Origin of the sequence: Acinetobacter sp. S40 (assembly GCF_016624705.1) — a bacterium.
GTDB lineage: Bacteria > Pseudomonadota > Gammaproteobacteria > Pseudomonadales > Moraxellaceae > Acinetobacter.
On sequence record NZ_JACVTU010000001.1, the window covers coordinates 16748 to 36492 of the forward strand.

Consider the following 19745-nt stretch of genomic DNA (forward strand, 5'->3'; position numbering starts at 1 on the left):
AATCGCTTTATGCTGAGCCTCAATCTTTGCTTGAGGCTATCTACCAAAAACATGAATAGGATCTCTGCTCTGTCTCCATTAGCATAAACATGTTCAAGCTATGGAATCGTTGACAATGGAAATGGTGGCTTTAGTCATTGTGGTTTTTATGTTTGCAGGCATGGTAAAAGGCGCACTGGGTTTGGGATTACCCACTGTAGCAATGGGGCTGCTCACTATTGTGATTGCTCCGTTTCAAGCTGCTTCATTACTTATCATTCCCTCCATGATCACCAATATTTGGCAGTTATTTGCTGAAGGTCGAGTTTGGGCATTGATTCAACGCTTCTGGTTGTTATTACTCGGTATTATCATCGGTACAGCATTTAGTTTTTTACCCACCTTGAGTCAGGCAACAGGCAAAACCAGTGAAATCCTATTGGGGGGGATGCTGATCGCGTATGGTCTGTATGGCTTATGTGTTAAACAACTTCCTAATCTTGCACCTTATGAAAAATGGTTATCGCCTATTATAGGCTATCTGGGGGGCGCATTAATTGTATCTACTGGTGTAATTATTATTCCTGCGGTTCCTTATTTACAATCTTTGCGTTTAAAACGAGATGATCTGGTCCAATCATTAGGTTTAGTTTTTACTTTATCGACCATTTGTCTCGCCATTTATTTACAGCTGCATACGACTGCGAATATGCACATTGATTATCGATTGGCATGGATCGCTGTGCTTCCTGCACTTTTAGGCATGTGGTTTGGGCAAAAATTACGTTATCGTATACCTGAACAGCGTTTTCGCCGTTTTTTCTTTATAGGTTTAATCTTATTGGGTGCTTATATGATTGGACATTAAGGTTCAATCGATTGGGGTTTGTTGGCGATTAAAAATAGGGCAAAATCCTGATAGTTTGGTGAAAGGTTGGCAAATTCACGCGAAGCCAGTAATAATTTGCGATTAGCCCATGCTCCCGTCAAAGCAATGGTAGAAAAAGTATAAATTTTTTGTAGATACGATGCCGCGCGTAAAGGCATGATCGCGACACCTACGCCGTTGGCGACGACTTGGGCAATGGCACTAAAGCTAGGTAAGCGTAAACGATAATGAAGTTGATGATGTAAGCTTTTGGCCTGTGTTTCAATCGATTGCTGTAAAGAGTGATGCGCCAAAAGACCAATAAAATCTTGCCGTAAAATATCCGCAAAATCGAGTTGCTGCTGTTTGGCGAAAGGATGGTCTGGCGCACAAATAAATACTAATGGATCTTCGGCGAAGATCTGTGTTTCCAATGTATCATTAGGAGCAAAAAAACTGGAAATCAGACCCAGTTCAGCCTGACCTTTTTGTAATGCAACGATAATGTCATTACTTTCCGCCTCATGCAATTCGATCTGAAGCTGTGGGTGTTCGATTAGATATTTGGGTAACAACATGGGTAAATACTCACTCTGAGCCGAAGAGTTACACCATAAAGTCAGATGTTGAGAGGTCTGACGTTGGAAAGTCTGCATTTCCTGCTCCAGTGCATATAATCCGTCCATCAGATGTTGTGCGTGTTGTAATAGGGTTTGCCCCGCGATGGTGAGTTCGACTCCTGTAGCATGACGGATAAATAAAGCACTTTGGAAATGCCGCTCCAGCTTTTTAATACGCTCGCTGGCTGCTTGTAAAGAAACAGCGGAACGTTCAGCTCCTTTGGTAAGACTGCCTGTATCCACCACATGTAAAAAAAGCTGGAGATCAAAAAAATCAAAGCGCATAAGCCATTCAATGAACTGTTAAACAAACAAAGTTATGATAACCAAAAAATGATCCACTAAACGTTTAAATGCATAAAAAAAGCAGCCTGAAGGCTGCTTAAAAAAATGCTATTCAATATCAAGGTAGAATGTCCTGAGTTAGGCTTTATCTTTTAGTCCAAATAGCCAATTCAGTAAAATTGCGGCAAAGGTTGCCGTCCCGATTCCACCTAAATTAAAGTTGCCAAACATCAGCTCAAAGTTACCTGCCCCCAAAATAATAGTAACGGCAGCAACCACCAGATTTTTGTTGTTAGAAAAATCGACTTTGTTTTCAAGCCAAATTTTTGCCCCTGCAATAGTAATTAAACCAAATACTACAATTGAAGCCCCTGTGAGCACAGCTGTAGGAATGGTACTAATTACTGCACCAAATTTTGGAGACAGCCCTAGAAAAATAGCAAACACACCTGCAATCACAAATACAATCGTGGAGTACACACGGGTGACTGCCATAACCCCGATATTTTCACCATACGTGGTCATACCTGGCGCACCAACACTACCTGACAATGTAGTGGCAACACCATCCGCAACGAAAGCCTTACCTAGATAAGGAGTCAAGTCTTCTCCTGTCATGGCACCTACAGCTTTAATATGTCCCAAATTTTCAGCAACTAAAATCAAGGCAACAGGCGCAATAATTAGCATCGCATTCGTCTGGAACGTTGGTGCAGTTAAACTCGGCAAGCCAAACCACGGTGCGGCTGAAATCTGTGAAAAGTCAATGGGTGTACCCAGTCCAAGTCCATTGGTGGCTATTGCATAAATCAGATAAGCGATGAGCAGCCCGATTAAAAGCAATAAGCGTTGTAACAAACCGCGGGTAAATACAGCAATCACCCCCATACACAATACAGTAAGCAGTGCCATCCACATATCAAACGGATGCCCAGCAACTGATTTGACAGTCACTGGCGCGAGATTTAAACCGATAATCATCACCACGGCACCTGTGACCACAGGGGGCATTAATTTTTCAATCCAGCGAGTCCCTGTTAGCATGACCATAAAACCAATAAAGGCATAAATTAGACCACACGCAACAATACCGCCAAGTGCAACGCTAATGTTAGGATTTGCGCCTGACCCTGTGATATGTCCAGTTGCAGCCGCCACAACGCCAATAAACGCAAAGCTTGAACCTAGATAACTTGGAACACGCCCTCCTGTCATAAGAAAAAACAGAATGGTACAAATTCCTGACATTAGAATGGCAAGATTGGGATCAAAGCCCATAAGTAATGGAGCCAATACGGTCGAACCGAACATGGCAAATGCGTGTTGAATGCCTAAGACGGCGCTTTGTGCAGGTGGGAGATATTCATCAGTTGCGACAGGACGATGATCAGCCTGACCCTGATAGGGGCGCCATTTTGGAAACCAGCTGGACATAAAATAAACTCTAATCTTTTTAGCTGGCGCACATCATACTCTTTCTTGAATGAGGATTTAATTGCTTTGTCGGCAAGCGGTAAAACAAAAGAATTGATTTTTTGATTTATTTTTACCAAATGGTAAATTTTAGGAAAAATTAAATAAAAGAGATATCAGCAAGTTGAGCGGATAAGATTATAGGATAGAGAATGAAAAGAGCTAAATAAAACGTCCCAATGGTAGGTCAAAAAAATTGTAAAGCCAGTCTGGATAATAGCCATTTTCAGACCCCCATTTTATTTTGAAAATGAGGGTCTGAATAAGTTTAAAATAAGATTTAGCCCGTATTGCGTAGACCCGCTGCAATGCCTGCGATACTGACCATCAGTGCATGATCAACAGGGGTATGTTCAGCTTGTTCAACTTTTAAATAGCGTCTACGTCGTTTCATTAATTCCGCTTGTAACAAATGCAGAGGCAATAAATAAGTTTTACGAACCCGCATGGCCTGATCCAGTACTTCGTTATTACTCAGCAATTTGGATTCACCTTTCATGGCGAGTAAAGTTTGAACAGCATCTTTTAAGCGCTGACGTAACTCTGTACCGAGTGCCTTCAAATTTTCATCCTGAGTCAGATGCGATTCATAATACAGAGCTATACTGCCATCCGATTTAGAGAGAACCATTTCCAGCATATCAATCAAAGTCTGGAAATAAGGCCATTGTTGTAGCATTTCATCCAGTGTTTCTTTTTGACCTGCATCAATAATTTGGTTAATCGCGGCTCCTGTACCTAACCATGCAGGGAGCATCAGACGAATTTGTGTCCATGCAAATACCCACGGAATTGCACGTAGAGATTCAATACCACCACTAACTTTGCGTTTAGCTGGACGTGAACCTAGAGGCAACATTTGTAACTCAAGCTCTGGCGTGACGGTACGCAGATATTGTACAAAATATGGATTTTCACGCACAGTTTCACGATACACCTGTACCGAGATATCGGTCATTTGATGCATCAACTCACGCCATTCCTGTTTTGGGACAGGAGGTGGCAATAAAGTTGCCTCAAGTGTGGCTGCAGTATAAATTTCCAGATTTTGTAAGGCGACTTCTTCTAAACCAAATTTAAAACGAATCATTTCACCTTGTTCAGTAACCCGAATTGCGCCTGAGATCGAGCCTGGTGGCTGTGAAAATAAAGCTTGCTGAGTGGGCGCGCCACCACGACTAATAGACCCACCGCGGCCATGAAATAGCGTGAGTTGGATGCCATACTGTTGCGCAACGGCAGTGAGTTCCTCTTGTGCGCGATATTGTGCCCAGTTTGCAGACATAAAACCGGCATCTTTTGCCGAGTCTGAATAACCGATCATTACTTCATGTTTGCCCCGAATATGCTGTTTATACCACGGCATACTGAACAGGGTATTCATCGTCGTGGCCGCACCATCCAAATCTTTTAAAGTTTCAAATAACGGCACAACGCGTAGCGGATGTAAAATACCTGCTTCTTTTTGTAGTAATAATACCGCTAACACATCGCTGGCATATTCCGCCATCGAAATAATATAGGCACCCAAACTCTCGGGTGGTTGTGATGCCAGAGTTCGCATGGTAGCAAACACTTCCTTGACATCTGGATGTTGAATCAAGCTATCCAATGGTTCATCCAGATGACGAGGCAAAAGTGGCCGTTTACTTTGTAACTCCTGAATCAAAAAGTTCTGACGCGCCTGCTCTGTCCATGACTCAAAATTACCTAATCCTAAATATTCGGTAATGGCTGAAATGGCCTGACGGTGCCGACCCGATTCCTGACGAATATCTAGTTTTAGTAATTCAATCCCAAAGCAATTGACTCGATAGATAAAGTCCAGCAATTTACCATTGGCAATTTCAGCTAAGTTGGAATCCATGAGGGAGCGATAGCAGAGTAATAATGGCTCAAGCAACTCACTCTTGGTATGGATAATCTGGCTATCATCTGCTTCAAAACCTTGTAATCGCTGTGCCAACCAGTGACGAGTGGCTTTTAGACGTTGGCGAGTCTCACGCAAATATTCACGGTAGGGTTCGGGATGCTCATAGCCCAACGCTTGTTTGAGTTCATCCGAACAAGCTTGAATCGACAACTCCCAACGTAAATCTTCGATATCACGTAGATATAAATCTGCGGCTTGCCAACGTGATAACCATAAAACTTCCTGAGTGATGTTATGGGTTACATTCGGGTTACCATCACGATCACCACCCATCCACGAGGCAAAACGGATCGGTGAAATTTCTAGCGGTAGTGACGTATCACAATGTTCTTCAACTAAATCATTCAATTCACGTACAAATTTGGGGACAGCATTCCATAAGGTTTGTTCGATTGTGGTAAAGCCCCATTTCGCTTCATCCACCGGTGTTGGTCGATTGTGACGAATTTCATCAGTTTGCCAAACGGAACAGATTAATTCTTTAAGATTGTTTAGGACGGACTGATGTTCACGTGGTGTCAATTTTTGCTGATCTAACCGTACCAGATCTTCATTAATATCATCATATTTTTGAATCAGGGTACGACGGCTGACTTCGGTCGGATGCGCGGTTAATACGAGTTCAATTTTAAGCTGACAAATCTGTTCAAAGAGTTGCTGAGATGAAATCTGGCGTTCTTTAAATTTTGCAAATAAATGCACCAATGGATTTGGAGAGGGCGCCTGTTCATCAAATTCACTGCGGCGACGACTACGCACTACATTATATTGTTCAGCAATATTGGCAAAATTGAGAAATTGAGAAAATGCCCGAGTTAGGGGGAGGATTTCTTCATCCTTTAAACCCAAAAAAAGTTGTTCCAGCTTTTTTTCTGCTTCAGCATGTCCGTCACGTGCACCTTTGGCTAAGGCGCGAATTTGCTCTACCTGATTAAACAAATCTTGTCCAGCGTGCTGTTTAAGGGTTTCTCCCAGTAAATTACCCAGTAGACGCACGTCCTCGCGTAAAGGAGCATCAATTTGTTGAATCATGGTGTGGCTCTCCTGTTTTTGTTCTTTTGACTATACCCCGATTCAATGACATTCCAAGTCTAGAGCGTAAAAATATATGAATTATTGTTTAAAAAATTAACACTTATGCGTAGGAGTATGCATATGCAAAAAAGTCTATCTTTCACAATACGCCAAAGGTCTATACACCATATTTCAGCATAAAGATGTCCAGAGCAAAGTGAACGGTCTCTCGGATTTCTTGTGCCGAAGGAATGTCGCTAATACCAAGTAAGACTTGATGATGTCTGATCCCTAATAAGAGCGATAAGATGAGTTCTGTTTGCTGTAAAGGTAATCCATTACGAATAAAACCCAAACTTGCTGCCTGAGTAAAAAATTCGCACAGCGCATCACAAAGTGGTTGATGAGACGCCTCAAAAAAATGTTGTGCCAATGGACTTTTTTCAGTTGCCAGTTCGAGTAACACATGTTCAAGTTTTAGTGCTTCGGGCAAATAAATCATGTTTAAAGCACATTCACAGGCATCAAAAAAAACGTCTAAAAATTGGCTCTGTGGGCTTAAGCAAAACTGTTGCTGAGAAATGCATTCGGCACAGGTTTCCTGAATGGCGCAGGTAAACAGGCTTTGCTTGTCTTGAAAATGATTATAGACCGTGAGCTTGGTCACCCCAGCATCTGTGGCAATCTGATTCATACTGGAACCATGATAGCCCCATTTTAAAAAAATTGCTTTGGCTGCCTTTAGTATGCGCGCTCTTTTTTCAAGATCTTTTGGTCGACCAATGTTATTTTGCACAGAGACTCTCTTAAATAAATTTAAAAAACAAAAACTTATATCAATTCACTTAATTAATATACCACAGGGTATATTAATTAAAAAATAAACAAACTAAGATACTGCTGATATTGTGCCTTAAAAAACAAATTTGAATAAGAGCGAAGGGTTATGACAGCGATAAAACTGACAAGCTTGGGTTTATGGGTGATGTGTCTGGTCACATTGGGTGGATGTAGTAAACAGGCTCCTGAAGTAGAACAAATTCCTTATGTCATGGTGATACAGTCTTCGACTCGCATGAATGAACAAAAAAGCTATGCAGGCGAGGTGCAGGCACGTCAACAAACTGCACTGGCTTTTCGGGTCGGAGGACAGATTACTCAGCGCTATGCAGATGTAGGTGATCGGGTTAAGGTCGGACAGGTATTGGCCCGACTGGATGTAAAAGACGCCCAGTTACAAATGAATGCCGCTAAAGCACAACTGGAAAGTGCACAATCTTCGGCAAAAATTGCTCATGAAGAATTAAAACGTTTTCAACAGCTTTTACCTTTAAATGCGGTCAGTCGTTCCCAATTCGATAGCATTAAAAATCAAAATGATGCGGCGCAGGCCAGTTTACAGCAGGCGCGTTCTAACTATGAAGTTGCCGCTAATCAGACAGGCTATAATCAATTGATTGCCAACAAAAACGGGGTAATTACCCAGCGTGATATTGAAATCGGACAGGTCGTGGCTGCGGGACAAGCCGCCTATCAACTAGCGATTGATGGAGATCGTGAAGTGGTCATTGGTGCACCTGAACAGGCTATTTCTGAAATAAAGGTGGGGCAGCCCGCATGGATCACACTCTGGTCTCAACCTGAACAAAAATATGCAGCTTATGTGCGCGAAATCTCGCCTGCGGCAGATCAGTCCCGCACTTTTAGCGTCAAGGTTGCATTGCGTGAAGCACAACCTTCGATTCAGCTAGGGCAAAGTGCCCGTGTGTTTTTTAATACCACTCAACATGATGTTCTGAGTGTGCCTTTATCCAGTGTTTCTGCCCATGATCAACAAGCTTATGTCTGGGTGGTTAACCCGAATCAAACCCTTCGTAAAGTTGCTGTGACCTTAGGGGCCTACGGACGTGAAAGTGTTCCCATCCTATCAGGTCTAAAAGCAAATGATTACATCGTTGTTGGTGGTGTCCATCTATTGCATGAGCAACAAAAAATTCATCCGATCGATCGGGATAATCGTCCCGTGCAAATTGCATCAGGAGTTAAGCCATGAAGTTTAACTTATCAGAATGGGCACTGAACAATAAAGGTATCATTCTCTATCTGATGTTGCTTTTGGCGATCGTAGGAGGTTTTTCTTACTCAAAACTTTCTCAGAGCGAAGATCCTCCATTTACGTTTAAAGTCATGGTAGTTCAGACCTATTGGCCGGGTGCCACTGCACAGGAAGTATCGTTGCAGGTGACAGATCGGATTGAAAAAGAGCTGATGACCACGGGTCAGTATGAAAAAATCATGGCCTATTCGCGACCTGGTGAGTCAATGGTGACATTTGTTGCTAAGGATTCGCTTAAATCTGATCAGATTCCGGATGTCTGGTATAACGTGCGCAAAAAAGTGGGGGATATCAAACAGCAATTGCCCGCAGGTGTACAAGGGCCATTTTTTAATGATGAATTTGGCGATACCTTTGGCAATATCTATGTACTGACGGGTAAAGACTACGATTATGCAGTACTAAAAGAATATGCAGATCGTTTGCAATTACAACTGCAACGGGTCAAAGATGTCGGCAAAGTAGAATTGGTGGGATTACAAGATCAAAAAATCTGGATCGAACTATCCAACACTAAGGCAGCTCAGCTTGGGATACCTGTCACAGCTATTCAGGATGCATTGCAAAAACAAAACAGTATCAACAGCGCAGGTTTTTTTGAAACAGGGACAGACCGTATTCAGATTCGGGTCACGGGTCAACTCCAAAGTGTGGATGAACTTAAACATATGCCTTTGTTGGTGGGCAATAGAACCATTCAACTGGGGGATGTTGCTGAGATTTATCGTGGCTTTAGCGAACCTGCCCAGCCACGAATGCGGTTTATGGGGGAAAATGGTATCGGCATTGCAGTATCAATGCGCAAGGGTGGCGATATCATTGCACTCGGCAAAAATTTGGAAAGTGAATTTAATCATTTACAAAAAACTTTACCGCTAGGAATGCAGCTTAAAAAAGTATCCGATCAACCTGTTGCCGTGCAGCGCAGTATTCACGAATTTATCAAAGTTTTAACCGAAGCTGTGATTATTGTACTACTGGTCAGTTTTTTCTCGCTGGGTTTTCGTACTGGGTTGGTGGTGGCTTTTTCCATTCCATTGGTGTTGGCGATGACCTTTGCTGGAATGAATCTTTTTGATGTCGGGCTGCATAAAATCTCGCTGGGTGCATTGATTCTTGCCTTAGGACTTTTGGTCGATGACGCTATTATTGCAGTTGAAATGATGGCGATTAAAATGGAACAGGGTTATAGCCGTATCAAGGCCGCAGGCTTTACATGGAAAACAACCGCTTTTCCCATGCTGACTGGAACATTGATTACTGCAGCAGGCTTTTTACCGATTGCTACTGCTAACTCAAGTACAGGTGAATATACCCGTTCGATTTTTCAGGTGGTTACTATTGCTCTGATTGTCTCGTGGTTTGCAGCGGTATTATTTGTACCTTATCTCGGTGAAAAATTACTCCCTGATTTTAGCAAGATACAACAAAATGCACCGTGGTATCAGCGTCTTTGGGCTAGATTACGCCACCAACCTGCACCTCGGCCTGTGTTGCAGCATACGGGTGGAAGCCATGATCCTTATCAAAGCGCTTTTTATCTGCGCTTTCGCAAAATGGTAGAAACTTGTGTTAATTATCGCAAAACTGTGATTATTACGACGGTTTTAATTTTTGTCGGTTCAGTCTTGTTATTTAAACTGGTGCCACAGCAGTTTTTTCCGCCATCGAACCGTGCTGAAATTTTAGTGGACTTAAAATTGGAAGAGGGTGCTTCTCTCACCGCCACTGAACAAGCTGTTAAGAAAGTGGAACAGTTTCTTGCCAAGCAAAAAGGTATTGATAACTATGTGGCTTATGTTGGTACAGGTTCACCACGTTTTTATTTGCCGCTAGACCAGCAACTACCGCAAGCCAGTTTTGCCCAGTTCGTAGTGTTGGCCTCATCATTGGATGATCGTGATGAAATTCGTAAATCTCTCGATACGCAAATTAAAAAACTATTACCAGACGTTAGAACGCGGGTGTCATTGTTAGAAAATGGCCCTCCAGTGGGTTATCCACTACAATATCGGGTTTCTGGAGAAGACATTACTTTAGTCCGTGAGTGGGCACAAAAGGTAGCAAAGATCATTGGGGAAAATCCAAATACAACCAATGTACATCTGGACTGGGGAGAACCAAGTAAGATTATTCAGCTCAATATTGATCAGGATCGTGCCCGTCAAATGGAGATAAGCAGTCAGGATTTGGCGAATTTCTTAAATAGCTCGATTACAGGAGCAGTGATTAACCAATATCGTGAAAAACGTGAATTGATTGAAATTCGTTTGCGTGGCGATCAAAAGGAGCGGGTCGATGTCGCTTCCTTATCCAGTCTTGCTGTTCCAACGAGTCAGGGCAACAGTGTACCTTTGGCTCAAATTGCCAAAATTGAATACAAATTTGAAGATGGTTTGATCTGGCATCGTAATCGTTTGCCTACGATTACCGTTAGAGCCGATATTCGCAGCAATTTACAGCCCGCTACAGTGGTTGATCAACTTTCAGGAAAGATGGAACAACTTCGCGCGCAACTACCGAATGGTTATTTGGTGGAAGTGGGGGGGACGGTCGAAGAGTCTGCCAAAGGACAAAGTTCAGTCAATGCGGGAATGCCATTATTTTTAGCAGTGGTGATGACTTTGTTGATGATTCAATTGAAAAGTATCTCTCGTTCAATCATTGTATTTTTAACCGCGCCACTTGGACTGATCGGGGTTACCTTGTTTTTATTGTTACTCAATAAACCTTTTGGTTTTGTTGCAATGCTAGGTACGATTGCGCTGTCGGGGATGATCATGCGTAACTCCCTGATTCTGATTGATCAGATTGAGCAGGATATTGCAGCAGGGCATGATCCATGGACATCAATTATTGACGCTACAGTGCGCCGTTTTCGTCCGATTTTGTTGACAGCACTGGCAGCAGTTCTAGCCATGATTCCTTTATCACGCAGTATTTTCTTTGGGCCAATGGCTGTAGCGATTATGGGTGGCTTGATTGTAGCGACTTTTCTCACCCTGTTTTTCTTACCAGCACTCTATGCAGCTTGGTTTAAAGTGAAAAGAGCAACAAATTTTTCATAATTTTTTGCGAATAAAAGATGCGAAATATTGAAAAGTTCAATATAGTAGCATCTTATTGTTAAGACAAAAATAACAGCAGCATTTCACCGCATAATATAACGTGAAGACTGTAAGTTGAGGTTGAAAGTACATGGGGCAGGACAATCTAGTACAACATCGTCGTTACATTGCAGCATCTTATGTGTGCATGTTTCTGGGGTTGTTTACGATTCTTTTTGCCGTCATTGCTTATTTCCTTGCCCGTAAGGTTGCTATGGTGGAAGGTGCTGAGGTCTGGATTCATGCGCAGGCTCTCTGGGTGATGCGAAGTATAGTAATGTTTTTGATGTTAGCTATTTTTGCTGCTTTATGGTTTATCCCTTTGTTTTTCTTCGTTTGGAATAGCGCAATTTGGGTGACAGCTTGTACTGTAGCAGGTGTGATTTTTTCAGCAATCGCTTGGTTATATTTATTGAATGCCTGGATTAAAGGTCTTTCAAAATACAGCAAGAATAAAGCTGTTTTCTAGAAATTTCTAAATTTTTTCAGTTTTCCCCCTTGTAAATCCGACTAAAACCCCCAACTTAGTCGCAGGTTAACTATATTTTAAATTCCGTGAGGAGCATCGCCAAATATGGCTAAACGAGATTATTATGAGGTTTTAGGCGTTTCGAAAACCGCGAGTGATGATGAGATCAAAAAAGCCTATCGTAAGTTGGCGATGAAGTATCATCCGGATCGTAACCCTGATAACGCTGAAGCTGAAGAAAAGTTTAAAGAAGCCTCTGAAGCTTATGAAGTGCTGTCTGACAGTGAAAAGCGCAGTATGTATGACCGTATGGGTCATAATGCCTTTGAAGGTGGCTATGGCGGCGGTAGTGGTGGCTTTGGCGGTTTTAGTGCCGAAGATATTTTTAGCCAGTTTGGCGATATTTTCGGGGGTGCATTTGGTGGTGGCGGTCGTCAGCAACAACGTCAGCGCCGTGGTTCCGACCTACGCTATGTCATGGAATTAACGCTGGAAGAAGCGGTTCGTGGTGTTAAAAAAACGATTACCTTTACCGCACCAGCACCGTGTGATGTCTGTGATGGTAAAGGTTCTAAAAATCCGAACGATGTAGAAACCTGTAAGACGTGTCATGGTACAGGTCAAGTACGTATGCAGCAGGGCTTTTTCTCAGTTCAGCAGACCTGTAGTACCTGCCGTGGCCAAGGTAAAATTATCAAAAATCCTTGTAACAGCTGTCATGGATCGGGTGTAAAAGATCGTCAGCAAACTCTGGAAGTGACCATTCCAGCAGGTGTGGACAATGGTGATCGCGTTCGCTTGAGTGGTAAGGGTGAAGCGGTACGTGATGGACAGGCGGGTGATCTATACGTGGAAGTGGTCGTGCGCGAGCATGAAATCTTCCAGCGTGATGGTGCAGATCTCTATATGGATGTACCTGTTAGCATTGCCGATGCTGCTTTAGGTAAAGAGATTGAAATTCCAACGCTTGAAGGTCGTGTTAGCCTAAAAATTCCAGAAGGTACGCAAACAGGTAAACTGTTCCGTTTACGTGGCAAGGGTGTGCGTCCAGTGCGTAGTAGTATGGTGGGTGATTTGCTCTGCCGTCTCGTGGTAGAAACACCAGTCAATCTTACCAGCCGTCAGCGTGAATTGCTTAAGGAATTACAGGCGACCTTGGAAGGTGATGAACATAGTGCGTCATCCAAGAAAAAATCATTCTTTGATCGTTTGTTTGATTAATTCAATTCGATTGCAAAAAAATCTGTCACTTTGGCAGATTTTTTTATGCTTAAATTTTAGTGAACTGTCAGAGTTTGATATAGTAGATCGCATTGTCAACGCTTTAAATGATTTAGGAACAGATTATGTCAGCATCTCCACGCATTGGTGTATTGGGCGCAGGCGGTCGTATGGGACGCACCCTGATTCAAGCTGTACAACAAGCAGGCTACCAATTAGCTGCGGCAGTCGAACGCCCAGAAAGTAGTTTGGTGGGTAGTGATGCGGGCGAATTGGCGGGGATTGGTAGCATTGGCGTCAAGGTAGCGGGTCATTTGTCAGATATTTTAAAAGATTGTGATGTAGTCATTGATTTTACTGCACCCGTTGCCACCGAACAGCATTTGAAACTATGTGCTGAAGCTGGGGTCGCTATGGTCATTGGCACTACAGGTTTTTCTGACGAGCAAAAACAGCTTTTAAATGATAGCGCAACCCATACGCCTGTCGTGTATGCAGCCAACTATTCAGTGGGTGTAAACGTTTCAATTAAATTATTAGAGCTTGCAGCCAAAGTATTTGGTGATAGTGTCGACATTGAAATTATTGAAGCGCATCATCGTCACAAAGTAGATGCACCATCAGGAACTGCATTGATGATGGGTGAAGCCATTGCAGATACATTGGGCCGTGATTTGAAGCAAGATGCCGTGTATTGTCGTGAGGGTCATACAGGGCCGCGTGAGCGTCAAAGCATTGGTTTTCAAACCATCCGCGGTGGAGATATCGTGGGTGAACATACAGCCATGTTTATTGGCGAAGGTGAGCGGGTTGAAATTACCCATAAAGCCACTAGCCGTATGAACTTTGCTACAGGTGCGGTACGTGCTGCAGCATGGGTGGTCGGGCGTGAAGCGCGTAAATACGATATGAAAGATGTATTGGGATTTAATGACATTCAGGTGTAATTGCAATAGTAATCACACCAAAAAATAAAATTGATTTGAGAATAAAATGAATAATAAATCATGGATATTAGTATGTACCTTGGGCTTTAATAGCCTGATGGTGCATGCTGCACCAGCAACAGATGCTAAACTGAGTTTAGAGAAAAATAACATTAAGGTCTGGACTTATCAGACTGAAAATAACCCGATCATCCAATACAAGGCGGAAACGACTTTTGATGCTCCTCTTGATCAAGCTGTCGGGTTGATTTTGAATGTAGAGCATGCACCAAAGTGGGTGCCCTATGTGAGCGAAACTAAAGTATTGTCACGCGATGATAAAAAGGGAGAGTTTATTCTGTACATGGTATTGGATTTTCCTTTTCCCCTTAAAGATCGTGATGTAGTCATTAAAGGGAAAATGTCCAAAGCCAATAACGGAATCATTAGTATTAAAAATAATGCTATTACGGGTTATTACCCTGCACAAAAAGAGCGGCTTCGTTTAAATAAATATGAAGGGGACTGGACGTTCCAAAAACTTGGAACCAATAAGGTTAAAGTTACAACCTCCGGTTATGCTGATCCAGCGGGTTCAATTCCCTTGAGTTTCGTTAATATGTTTGTACAACAGCAGCCTTATCAGATGTTGATGAAAATGAAAATGGAACTACAAAAACCGGTAAATTCATCAATGAAATTACCGGAAATTTTAAAATAACTCTGAAATGTTCTTGAAAAGTATTGCTTAATAAGCGCCCGAAGGCGCTTGTTGATTAACTACAATATTGCTGCTTGCTAGGTACTGAACGGCTGAAACGTATTTGCAGCAATACCAGTAAAAGACCTAATCCCGCCAAGCCTGCGCCAGCAAAAGATACCGCCGCATAGCCGAGATGAAGACTAAGTACCAGTCCCCCCACCGCAGCGCCAACCGCATTACCCAGATTAAAAGCACCGACATTAATGGAAGAAGCAAGACCTGGTGCTTGGTGTGCAATTTTCATGACGCGCATTTGAACAGGAGGAACCAGTCCAAAGGTGGCAATACCCCAGATTACCAGCGCAATAGCAGCACCTAGATGACTTTGTGCTAGCCAAGGAAACGCCAACATAATAAAAATTAATAAAGATAGAAATCCGATAAGAGTTTTATTGAGGGAAAGATCAGCAAATTTTCCACCAAAATGATTTCCAATTGAAAATCCGATGCCGATCAGCACCAGCATAAGCGTGATAAACATCGGTGAGGCTTGAGTAAAAGCATTTAAGCTCGGTGCAATGTAGGTATACAATGTAAACATAGCACTGGCACCCAATACTGTGGTCAAGAGTGCCATGATTACAGGTATACGAGATAATACTTTGACTTCCGCTTTAATGTCTGTGCTTTGTCCGGGCGAACTAGGGGGTAACGCTTGATAGAGTGACCACATGGTTAGCAAGCCCAAGGCTGAAATCGCAAAGAAAGACATGCGCCAGCCAATTGTTTGACCCAGCCAAGTAGCCAAAGGTACACCGCCAATATTCGCAATCGTGAGTCCCATAAACATGCTGGCAACGGCACTGGCTTGCTTATGTACAGGCACTAGACTGGCGGCTACGACAGAGCCAATTCCAAAAAATGCACCATGATTCAGACTGGTGATCAGTCGTGCAGCCATTAGACTCCAATAATTTGGTGCGATGGCAGCCAAAATATTGCCTATTGTAAAGAGAGTCATAAGCAGGATCAGGGCCTTGCGTCGTGAAAAATGGCCGAACCATAGCGTCATGATAGGGGCGCCTAGCATCACGCCTAAAGCATAACCTGTAATCAGCATACCTGCGGTAGGGATACTGATATTGAGATCATGTGCAATATTGGGCAGTAATCCCATCGGCGAAAATTCTGTAGTACCTATCGCAAAGGCACCAATTGCTAAAGCCAGTAATGGGAAATTAATTTTCATAGACTTACTTTTAATCCCATTCAGGTGCCAGTTCGATAGGATTGATTTCCCGCCCATTACGATTCAATGTTGCAATTAGTTGCATTTCATCCTCTTTCAGTTGAATCTCTTGGGCTTTTAAATTACTGATTAGGTGTTCACGTTTGGTTGAGGAGGGAATCACGGCATAACCATTTTGTAATGCCCATGCCAGTGCAATTTGAGCTGTCGAAGCCTGATGCCGCGAAGCAATGTCCTGAAGGACTGGATCTTGTAGCACTTTGCCATACGCAAGTGTCATATAGGATGTGATATCAATGTGCTGTCCTTTTAAAAAATCAACCAGCTTTCTATTCTGTAAATACGGACTGAGTTCAATCTGGTTGGTCGCAATATGAGATTGCCCAATGCTGTCGATAGCAGTTTGTGTGAGAGCGATATTAAAGTTTGAGATCCCGATATGTTGGGTTAGACCTTGCTGTTGGGCGTGTAAAAGTAAGCCCATGACCTCAGCAATATCGATGCCTTTTTGCGGTGCAGGCCAATGTACCAGCGTTAAATTGACTGCATCGGTGCGCAATTTTTGTAGACTTTGCTTCAAGCTTGGAATCAGTTGTTCTGGATTAAGATGATCGACCCAGATTTTGGTGGTAAGAAAAAGTTGATCGCGTGCTATACCACTTTCATGAATTGCCTGACCAACTTCAGCTTCATTTTCATAAATTTGTGCAGTATCAATCGCCCGATAACCGACATCCAGTGCGGTTTTAACAGCATCGATGACCACTTGGTCTTTTAAACGGAATGTGCCTAAGCCGAATTTTGGAATCATCATAGCATCACCTTAATATTGATTTGGCTCTATAGAAGGACATATTTATTTATCAATTGCTGATCATTGTGATCCGATTATTGTTGTGGAAAAATAGAGGAATCAGCAAAATATCTTTGATTATTTGTCATGAATGGCACGACTAATGAAATCTACCATTGAAGAACTGATTGCGTTTATTAGCATTGTCGACACAGGCTCGATTGTGGCTGCGGCAGAGCAACTCCAGCAAACTCCCTCGGGTTTAAGTCGATCTTTAAATCGACTAGAAAAAAAACTTGAAGTCACTCTGCTAGAACGTACCACTCGTAAGTTAAAATTAACTCAGGAAGGCCGTTTATTTTTAGATAAAGCGCGTTCTATTTTGGCGGAACTTGCAGAGGCAGAAGATGCGTTATTGAAATCTGACAGTGACATTTCTGGACTGATTCGGATCGATTCGGCAACACCTTTTGTCCTGCATGTGCTTGCCCCTTTGATGCAGAAATTTATGCAGCTTTATCCCAAAATTGAGATCGAACTCAATAGTCATGATCAGGTGATTGATTTATTACAGCATAAAACTGATGTTGCCATTCGTTTTGGCGCATTACATGATTCGAGTTTGCATGCCAAACTTGTCTGTAAGAGCCGTTTATATATCGTGGCAAGTCCAGACTATCTGAAACGAGTTGGCACACCTATTCATCCAGAAGAACTTTTTCAACATCAATTGGTTGGGTTCAGTAAGCCCGTCTATTTAAATACCTGGCCGTTAAAAATTGGGGATAAATATATTACAGTTCATCCCCAAATCAAGGCATCTAGTGGTGAAACGGTGAGGCAATTGACCATCCGTGGTCATGGTATTGCACGGTTATCCGAATATGAAATCTGGCAGGATTTATTGGCAGGGCGTTTGGTGGCTTTATTTGAAGATCAGATTGAAATCCAGTTGCAGCATGTTCATGCAGTGTATTATCAACAAAAACACTTACCTAAGCGGGTACGTTTGTTCATCGAATTTTTAGCAGATGAACTGAGCCAGCAATTTTCAACGGCAATGGCCTCATAAGTTTTGTTCAGGTAACTGAAATTCCATTAAAGGCTGCTGTGATTTTAAACGCAGCTGAAAAGTCGTCTTATTTTGCAGACACTCAAAATTGAATGCCTGATTTTTCAATGTACTGATCATCATTCCATTTTCGCTAATAGGACGATAGGTATATCGAATCTGTTGCGGACGCTGCATATCAACTGACCATAATTTATATTCAGTATGCTGCTGTATTTTCAGATAGCCCTGAATCATGCTACGACAGATAAAATCCTGTTGCTGTTTTTCTGGATGTAAGGGCTGACAGGCGCTGATCAGCAAACCTATACTTGCGATAAAGCATAAATTTTTCATGGGCTTATCTCATTGTGATTGCTTTTTAGAGAATAATTCGATTGTATAGACCATTACAGATACAGATTTTTATAAAAAAGCAGTACAGATATGCAATTTCACTACCAGCGGTTAGCCCAGCAGATTGCTCATAAAATTTATCAGCAACAGTTATTGCCCCAGCAAAAGTTAAATTCATTACGTGATTTTGCTTTTCAGCATCAGATCAGTATCAGCACAGCCCAACGATGTTATGAATTGCTGGAAGCGCAAGGTTTAATCGAAGTTAAAGCTAAATCAGGTTACTTTGTAAAAGCAGTCCCACTAAGTAGTCGTTTACCCACCAGTCCAGATTTTGAATCTAGACCGCGGGTAGTCACAAATCTATTGCTACAAAATCAGATTCAGGAAGCTTCTATCCAGCCTCATTTGATTCCGTTTGGAGCGATTCAACTTAGTCCTGAACTCATTCCCGTCGAACCCTTACGTCGTTCCATTCAACGAGCGTTAAAGCACTGTAAGCCCGAAGATTTTTTATATTGTAATCGGCAAGGACATTTGCATTTACGTGAGGCACTGGCCGCACATTGGCGTGAAGATGGGATGTATATTGCCCCTGAAGATATTTTTGTTACGAATGGTTGTATGCCTGCACTAGCGCTTTTAATTCAGCAATTAAGCCTACAAGGTGAAAGTATTTTAATTCCCACTCCAACGTTTAATGGACAATTACAACTAATTGCAGGTTTAAAACGCCGTATTATTGAAACACCTGCGGATGCTAGGGGAATTGATCTAATTCGATTAGAACAAGCTATGATAGAGCATCGTCCAAAATTATGCTTACTCACGGCTAACTTTCAAAATCCTTTGGGATATTGTCTGAGTGATGCAGATAAACAAAAAATTGCTCAATTGGCAGCACAGTATCACTGTATTATTTTAGAGGACGATATTTACGCCGAATGTAGTTATCGTGGCCAACGACCATTACCCATCAAATATTGGGATGAAAAGGGTTATGTGGTTTGGGTCGGGTCTGTGTCGAAATCATTATCTACTGCTTATCGTTTAGGCTGGTTTTGTATCGGGGCGCAGTTAAAGTCGATTTATCCTGAATTGTTTTCTGCCAACGTCAGTGTGAATACGCCACTACAATTGGGTTTGGCAGACTTTATTTATAGTCGTGAATATCGTAATCATTTAAACCGCTTACACCCTCAATTAATGCAACAAGTTGAGCAATATCGTCGATTTATTTTAAAGGCATTTGCACCGTTGAATATCGGTTTGAGTCAACCTCAGGGAGGGTATGCCTTATGGCTAGAACTTCCGCAAGTGGTCGATAGTTTAGCTTTGTATCTGGCCGCCCAAAAAAATCAGATTAATATTGTACCGGGTGCGGTATTTGGGGAAGATGGGCGTTATCAACATTTTGTACGTCTCAATGCAGGACATGGCTTAACGCCGCAATTACAAGAAGCCATTCAATTTCTGGCAAATTGGGTGAAACAATATTTGGCTACCACTGAATTTGCTTAAATAACGACCGAACCCCATGTGCAGATTGAGTATTGAGATGCAATTGAATATAATTCTCAT

At 42.3% G+C, this 19745-nt stretch carries 16 protein-coding genes; 9 read left to right on the top strand and 7 right to left on the bottom strand.

Annotated features, from left to right (window positions below; all coding sequences use genetic code 11):
• Positions 1–115 precede the first annotated feature (115 nt).
• On the top strand, positions 116–847 hold the full coding sequence (locus tag IAE19_RS00075) for a sulfite exporter TauE/SafE family protein (protein ID WP_200459356.1): 732 nt from the start codon (positions 116–118) through the stop codon (positions 845–847).
• Here IAE19_RS00075 and IAE19_RS00080 read toward each other — a convergent pair.
• The 4 genes from IAE19_RS00080 to IAE19_RS00095 form a co-directional block, all read right to left on the bottom strand.
• Positions 844–1752 (bottom strand): LysR family transcriptional regulator, encoded by a 909-nt coding sequence (locus IAE19_RS00080; protein ID WP_200458915.1) that lies wholly within the window; start codon positions 1750–1752, stop codon positions 844–846. The two genes, IAE19_RS00075 and IAE19_RS00080, sit on opposite strands and share 4 nt — an antisense overlap.
• A 138-nt stretch (positions 1753–1890) precedes the next feature.
• Positions 1891–3186: a solute carrier family 23 protein gene (locus IAE19_RS00085; protein WP_200458916.1), complete on the bottom strand. Its 1296-nt coding sequence runs from the start codon at positions 3184–3186 to the stop codon at positions 1891–1893.
• A gap of 319 nt (positions 3187–3505) precedes the next feature.
• A complete protein-coding gene (gene ppc / locus IAE19_RS00090) occupies positions 3506–6190 on the bottom strand; it encodes a phosphoenolpyruvate carboxylase (RefSeq protein ID WP_200458917.1) in 2685 nt (894 codons plus the stop codon).
• 160 nt (positions 6191–6350) lie between these two features.
• Positions 6351–6968, bottom strand: a complete 618-nt coding sequence (locus IAE19_RS00095; RefSeq protein ID WP_200458918.1) for a TetR/AcrR family transcriptional regulator — start codon at positions 6966–6968, stop codon at positions 6351–6353.
• 150 nt (positions 6969–7118) lie between these two features.
• Between IAE19_RS00095 and IAE19_RS00100 the strand changes: the two genes are divergently transcribed.
• The 6 genes from IAE19_RS00100 to IAE19_RS00125 all read left to right on the top strand — a co-directional run bounded on the left by IAE19_RS00100 (position 7119) and on the right by IAE19_RS00125 (position 14732).
• Positions 7119–8225 (top strand): efflux RND transporter periplasmic adaptor subunit, encoded by a 1107-nt coding sequence (locus IAE19_RS00100; protein WP_200458919.1) that lies wholly within the window; start codon positions 7119–7121, stop codon positions 8223–8225.
• Positions 8222–11356, top strand: coding sequence for an efflux RND transporter permease subunit (locus tag IAE19_RS00105; protein ID WP_200458920.1), 3135 nt, complete (start codon positions 8222–8224; stop codon positions 11354–11356). The genes IAE19_RS00100 and IAE19_RS00105 overlap by 4 nt, the downstream gene beginning before the upstream one ends.
• Positions 11357–11486: 130 nt before the next feature.
• Positions 11487–11864, top strand: a complete 378-nt coding sequence (locus IAE19_RS00110; protein WP_200458921.1) for a hypothetical protein — start codon at positions 11487–11489, stop codon at positions 11862–11864.
• A gap of 105 nt (positions 11865–11969) precedes the next feature.
• Positions 11970–13085 carry a molecular chaperone DnaJ gene (gene dnaJ, locus IAE19_RS00115; protein ID WP_200458922.1) on the top strand — a complete coding sequence of 372 codons (1116 nt, stop codon included), beginning with the start codon at positions 11970–11972 and terminating at the stop codon, positions 13083–13085.
• Between the two features lie 125 nt (positions 13086–13210).
• A complete protein-coding gene (gene dapB, locus IAE19_RS00120; protein WP_200458923.1) occupies positions 13211–14032 on the top strand; it encodes a 4-hydroxy-tetrahydrodipicolinate reductase in 822 nt (273 codons plus the stop codon).
• Positions 14033–14078: 46 nt separating this feature from the next.
• Positions 14079–14732 carry an START domain-containing protein gene (locus IAE19_RS00125; protein WP_200458924.1) on the top strand — a complete coding sequence of 218 codons (654 nt, stop codon included), beginning with the start codon at positions 14079–14081 and terminating at the stop codon, positions 14730–14732.
• Positions 14733–14787: 55 nt separating this feature from the next.
• On the opposite strand, the gene IAE19_RS00130 is transcribed toward IAE19_RS00125, so the two are convergent.
• Together IAE19_RS00130 and dkgB are read right to left on the bottom strand one after the other, a co-directional pair.
• Positions 14788–15963: an MFS transporter gene (locus IAE19_RS00130; RefSeq protein ID WP_200458925.1), complete on the bottom strand. Its 1176-nt coding sequence runs from the start codon at positions 15961–15963 to the stop codon at positions 14788–14790.
• A gap of 10 nt (positions 15964–15973) precedes the next feature.
• Positions 15974–16777: a 2,5-didehydrogluconate reductase DkgB gene (gene dkgB / locus IAE19_RS00135; RefSeq protein ID WP_200458926.1), complete on the bottom strand. Its 804-nt coding sequence runs from the start codon at positions 16775–16777 to the stop codon at positions 15974–15976.
• A gap of 142 nt (positions 16778–16919) precedes the next feature.
• On the opposite strand from dkgB, the gene IAE19_RS00140 reads away from it, so the two are divergent.
• Complete coding sequence (locus IAE19_RS00140) at positions 16920–17828, top strand: LysR family transcriptional regulator (RefSeq protein ID WP_200458927.1); 909 nt, start codon at positions 16920–16922, stop codon at positions 17826–17828.
• On the opposite strand, the gene IAE19_RS00145 is transcribed toward IAE19_RS00140, so the two are convergent.
• Complete coding sequence (locus tag IAE19_RS00145; protein WP_200458928.1) at positions 17823–18164, bottom strand: hypothetical protein; 342 nt, start codon at positions 18162–18164, stop codon at positions 17823–17825. The genes IAE19_RS00140 and IAE19_RS00145 overlap by 6 nt on opposite strands.
• 90 nt (positions 18165–18254) lie before the next feature.
• Here IAE19_RS00145 and IAE19_RS00150 point away from each other — a divergent pair, with 90 nt between their 5' ends.
• Complete coding sequence (locus tag IAE19_RS00150; protein ID WP_200458929.1) at positions 18255–19685, top strand: PLP-dependent aminotransferase family protein; 1431 nt, start codon at positions 18255–18257, stop codon at positions 19683–19685.
• The last annotated feature ends 60 nt before the right edge of the window (positions 19686–19745 follow it).

What these genes read in the sequence shown, in the direction of transcription:
- IAE19_RS00075 (WP_200459356.1), top strand. Translation starts at nt 116, where the DNA reads ATGGAAATGGTGGCTTTAGTCATTGTGGTTTTTATGTTTGCAGGCATG.
- IAE19_RS00080 (WP_200458915.1), bottom strand. Translation starts at nt 1,752, where the DNA reads ATGCGCTTTGATTTTTTTGATCTCCAGCTTTTTTTACATGTGGTGGAT.
- IAE19_RS00085 (WP_200458916.1), bottom strand. Translation starts at nt 3,186, where the DNA reads ATGTCCAGCTGGTTTCCAAAATGGCGCCCCTATCAGGGTCAGGCTGAT.
- ppc (WP_200458917.1), bottom strand. Translation starts at nt 6,190, where the DNA reads ATGATTCAACAAATTGATGCTCCTTTACGCGAGGACGTGCGTCTACTG.
- IAE19_RS00100 (WP_200458919.1), top strand. Translation starts at nt 7,119, where the DNA reads ATGACAGCGATAAAACTGACAAGCTTGGGTTTATGGGTGATGTGTCTG.
- IAE19_RS00105 (WP_200458920.1), top strand. Translation starts at nt 8,222, where the DNA reads ATGAAGTTTAACTTATCAGAATGGGCACTGAACAATAAAGGTATCATT.
- IAE19_RS00110 (WP_200458921.1), top strand. Translation starts at nt 11,487, where the DNA reads ATGGGGCAGGACAATCTAGTACAACATCGTCGTTACATTGCAGCATCT.
- dnaJ (WP_200458922.1), top strand. Translation starts at nt 11,970, where the DNA reads ATGGCTAAACGAGATTATTATGAGGTTTTAGGCGTTTCGAAAACCGCG.
- dapB (WP_200458923.1), top strand. Translation starts at nt 13,211, where the DNA reads ATGTCAGCATCTCCACGCATTGGTGTATTGGGCGCAGGCGGTCGTATG.
- IAE19_RS00125 (WP_200458924.1), top strand. Translation starts at nt 14,079, where the DNA reads ATGAATAATAAATCATGGATATTAGTATGTACCTTGGGCTTTAATAGC.
- IAE19_RS00130 (WP_200458925.1), bottom strand. Translation starts at nt 15,963, where the DNA reads ATGAAAATTAATTTCCCATTACTGGCTTTAGCAATTGGTGCCTTTGCG.
- dkgB (WP_200458926.1), bottom strand. Translation starts at nt 16,777, where the DNA reads ATGATGATTCCAAAATTCGGCTTAGGCACATTCCGTTTAAAAGACCAA.
- IAE19_RS00140 (WP_200458927.1), top strand. Translation starts at nt 16,920, where the DNA reads ATGAAATCTACCATTGAAGAACTGATTGCGTTTATTAGCATTGTCGAC.
- IAE19_RS00145 (WP_200458928.1), bottom strand. Translation starts at nt 18,164, where the DNA reads ATGAAAAATTTATGCTTTATCGCAAGTATAGGTTTGCTGATCAGCGCC.
- IAE19_RS00150 (WP_200458929.1), top strand. Translation starts at nt 18,255, where the DNA reads ATGCAATTTCACTACCAGCGGTTAGCCCAGCAGATTGCTCATAAAATT.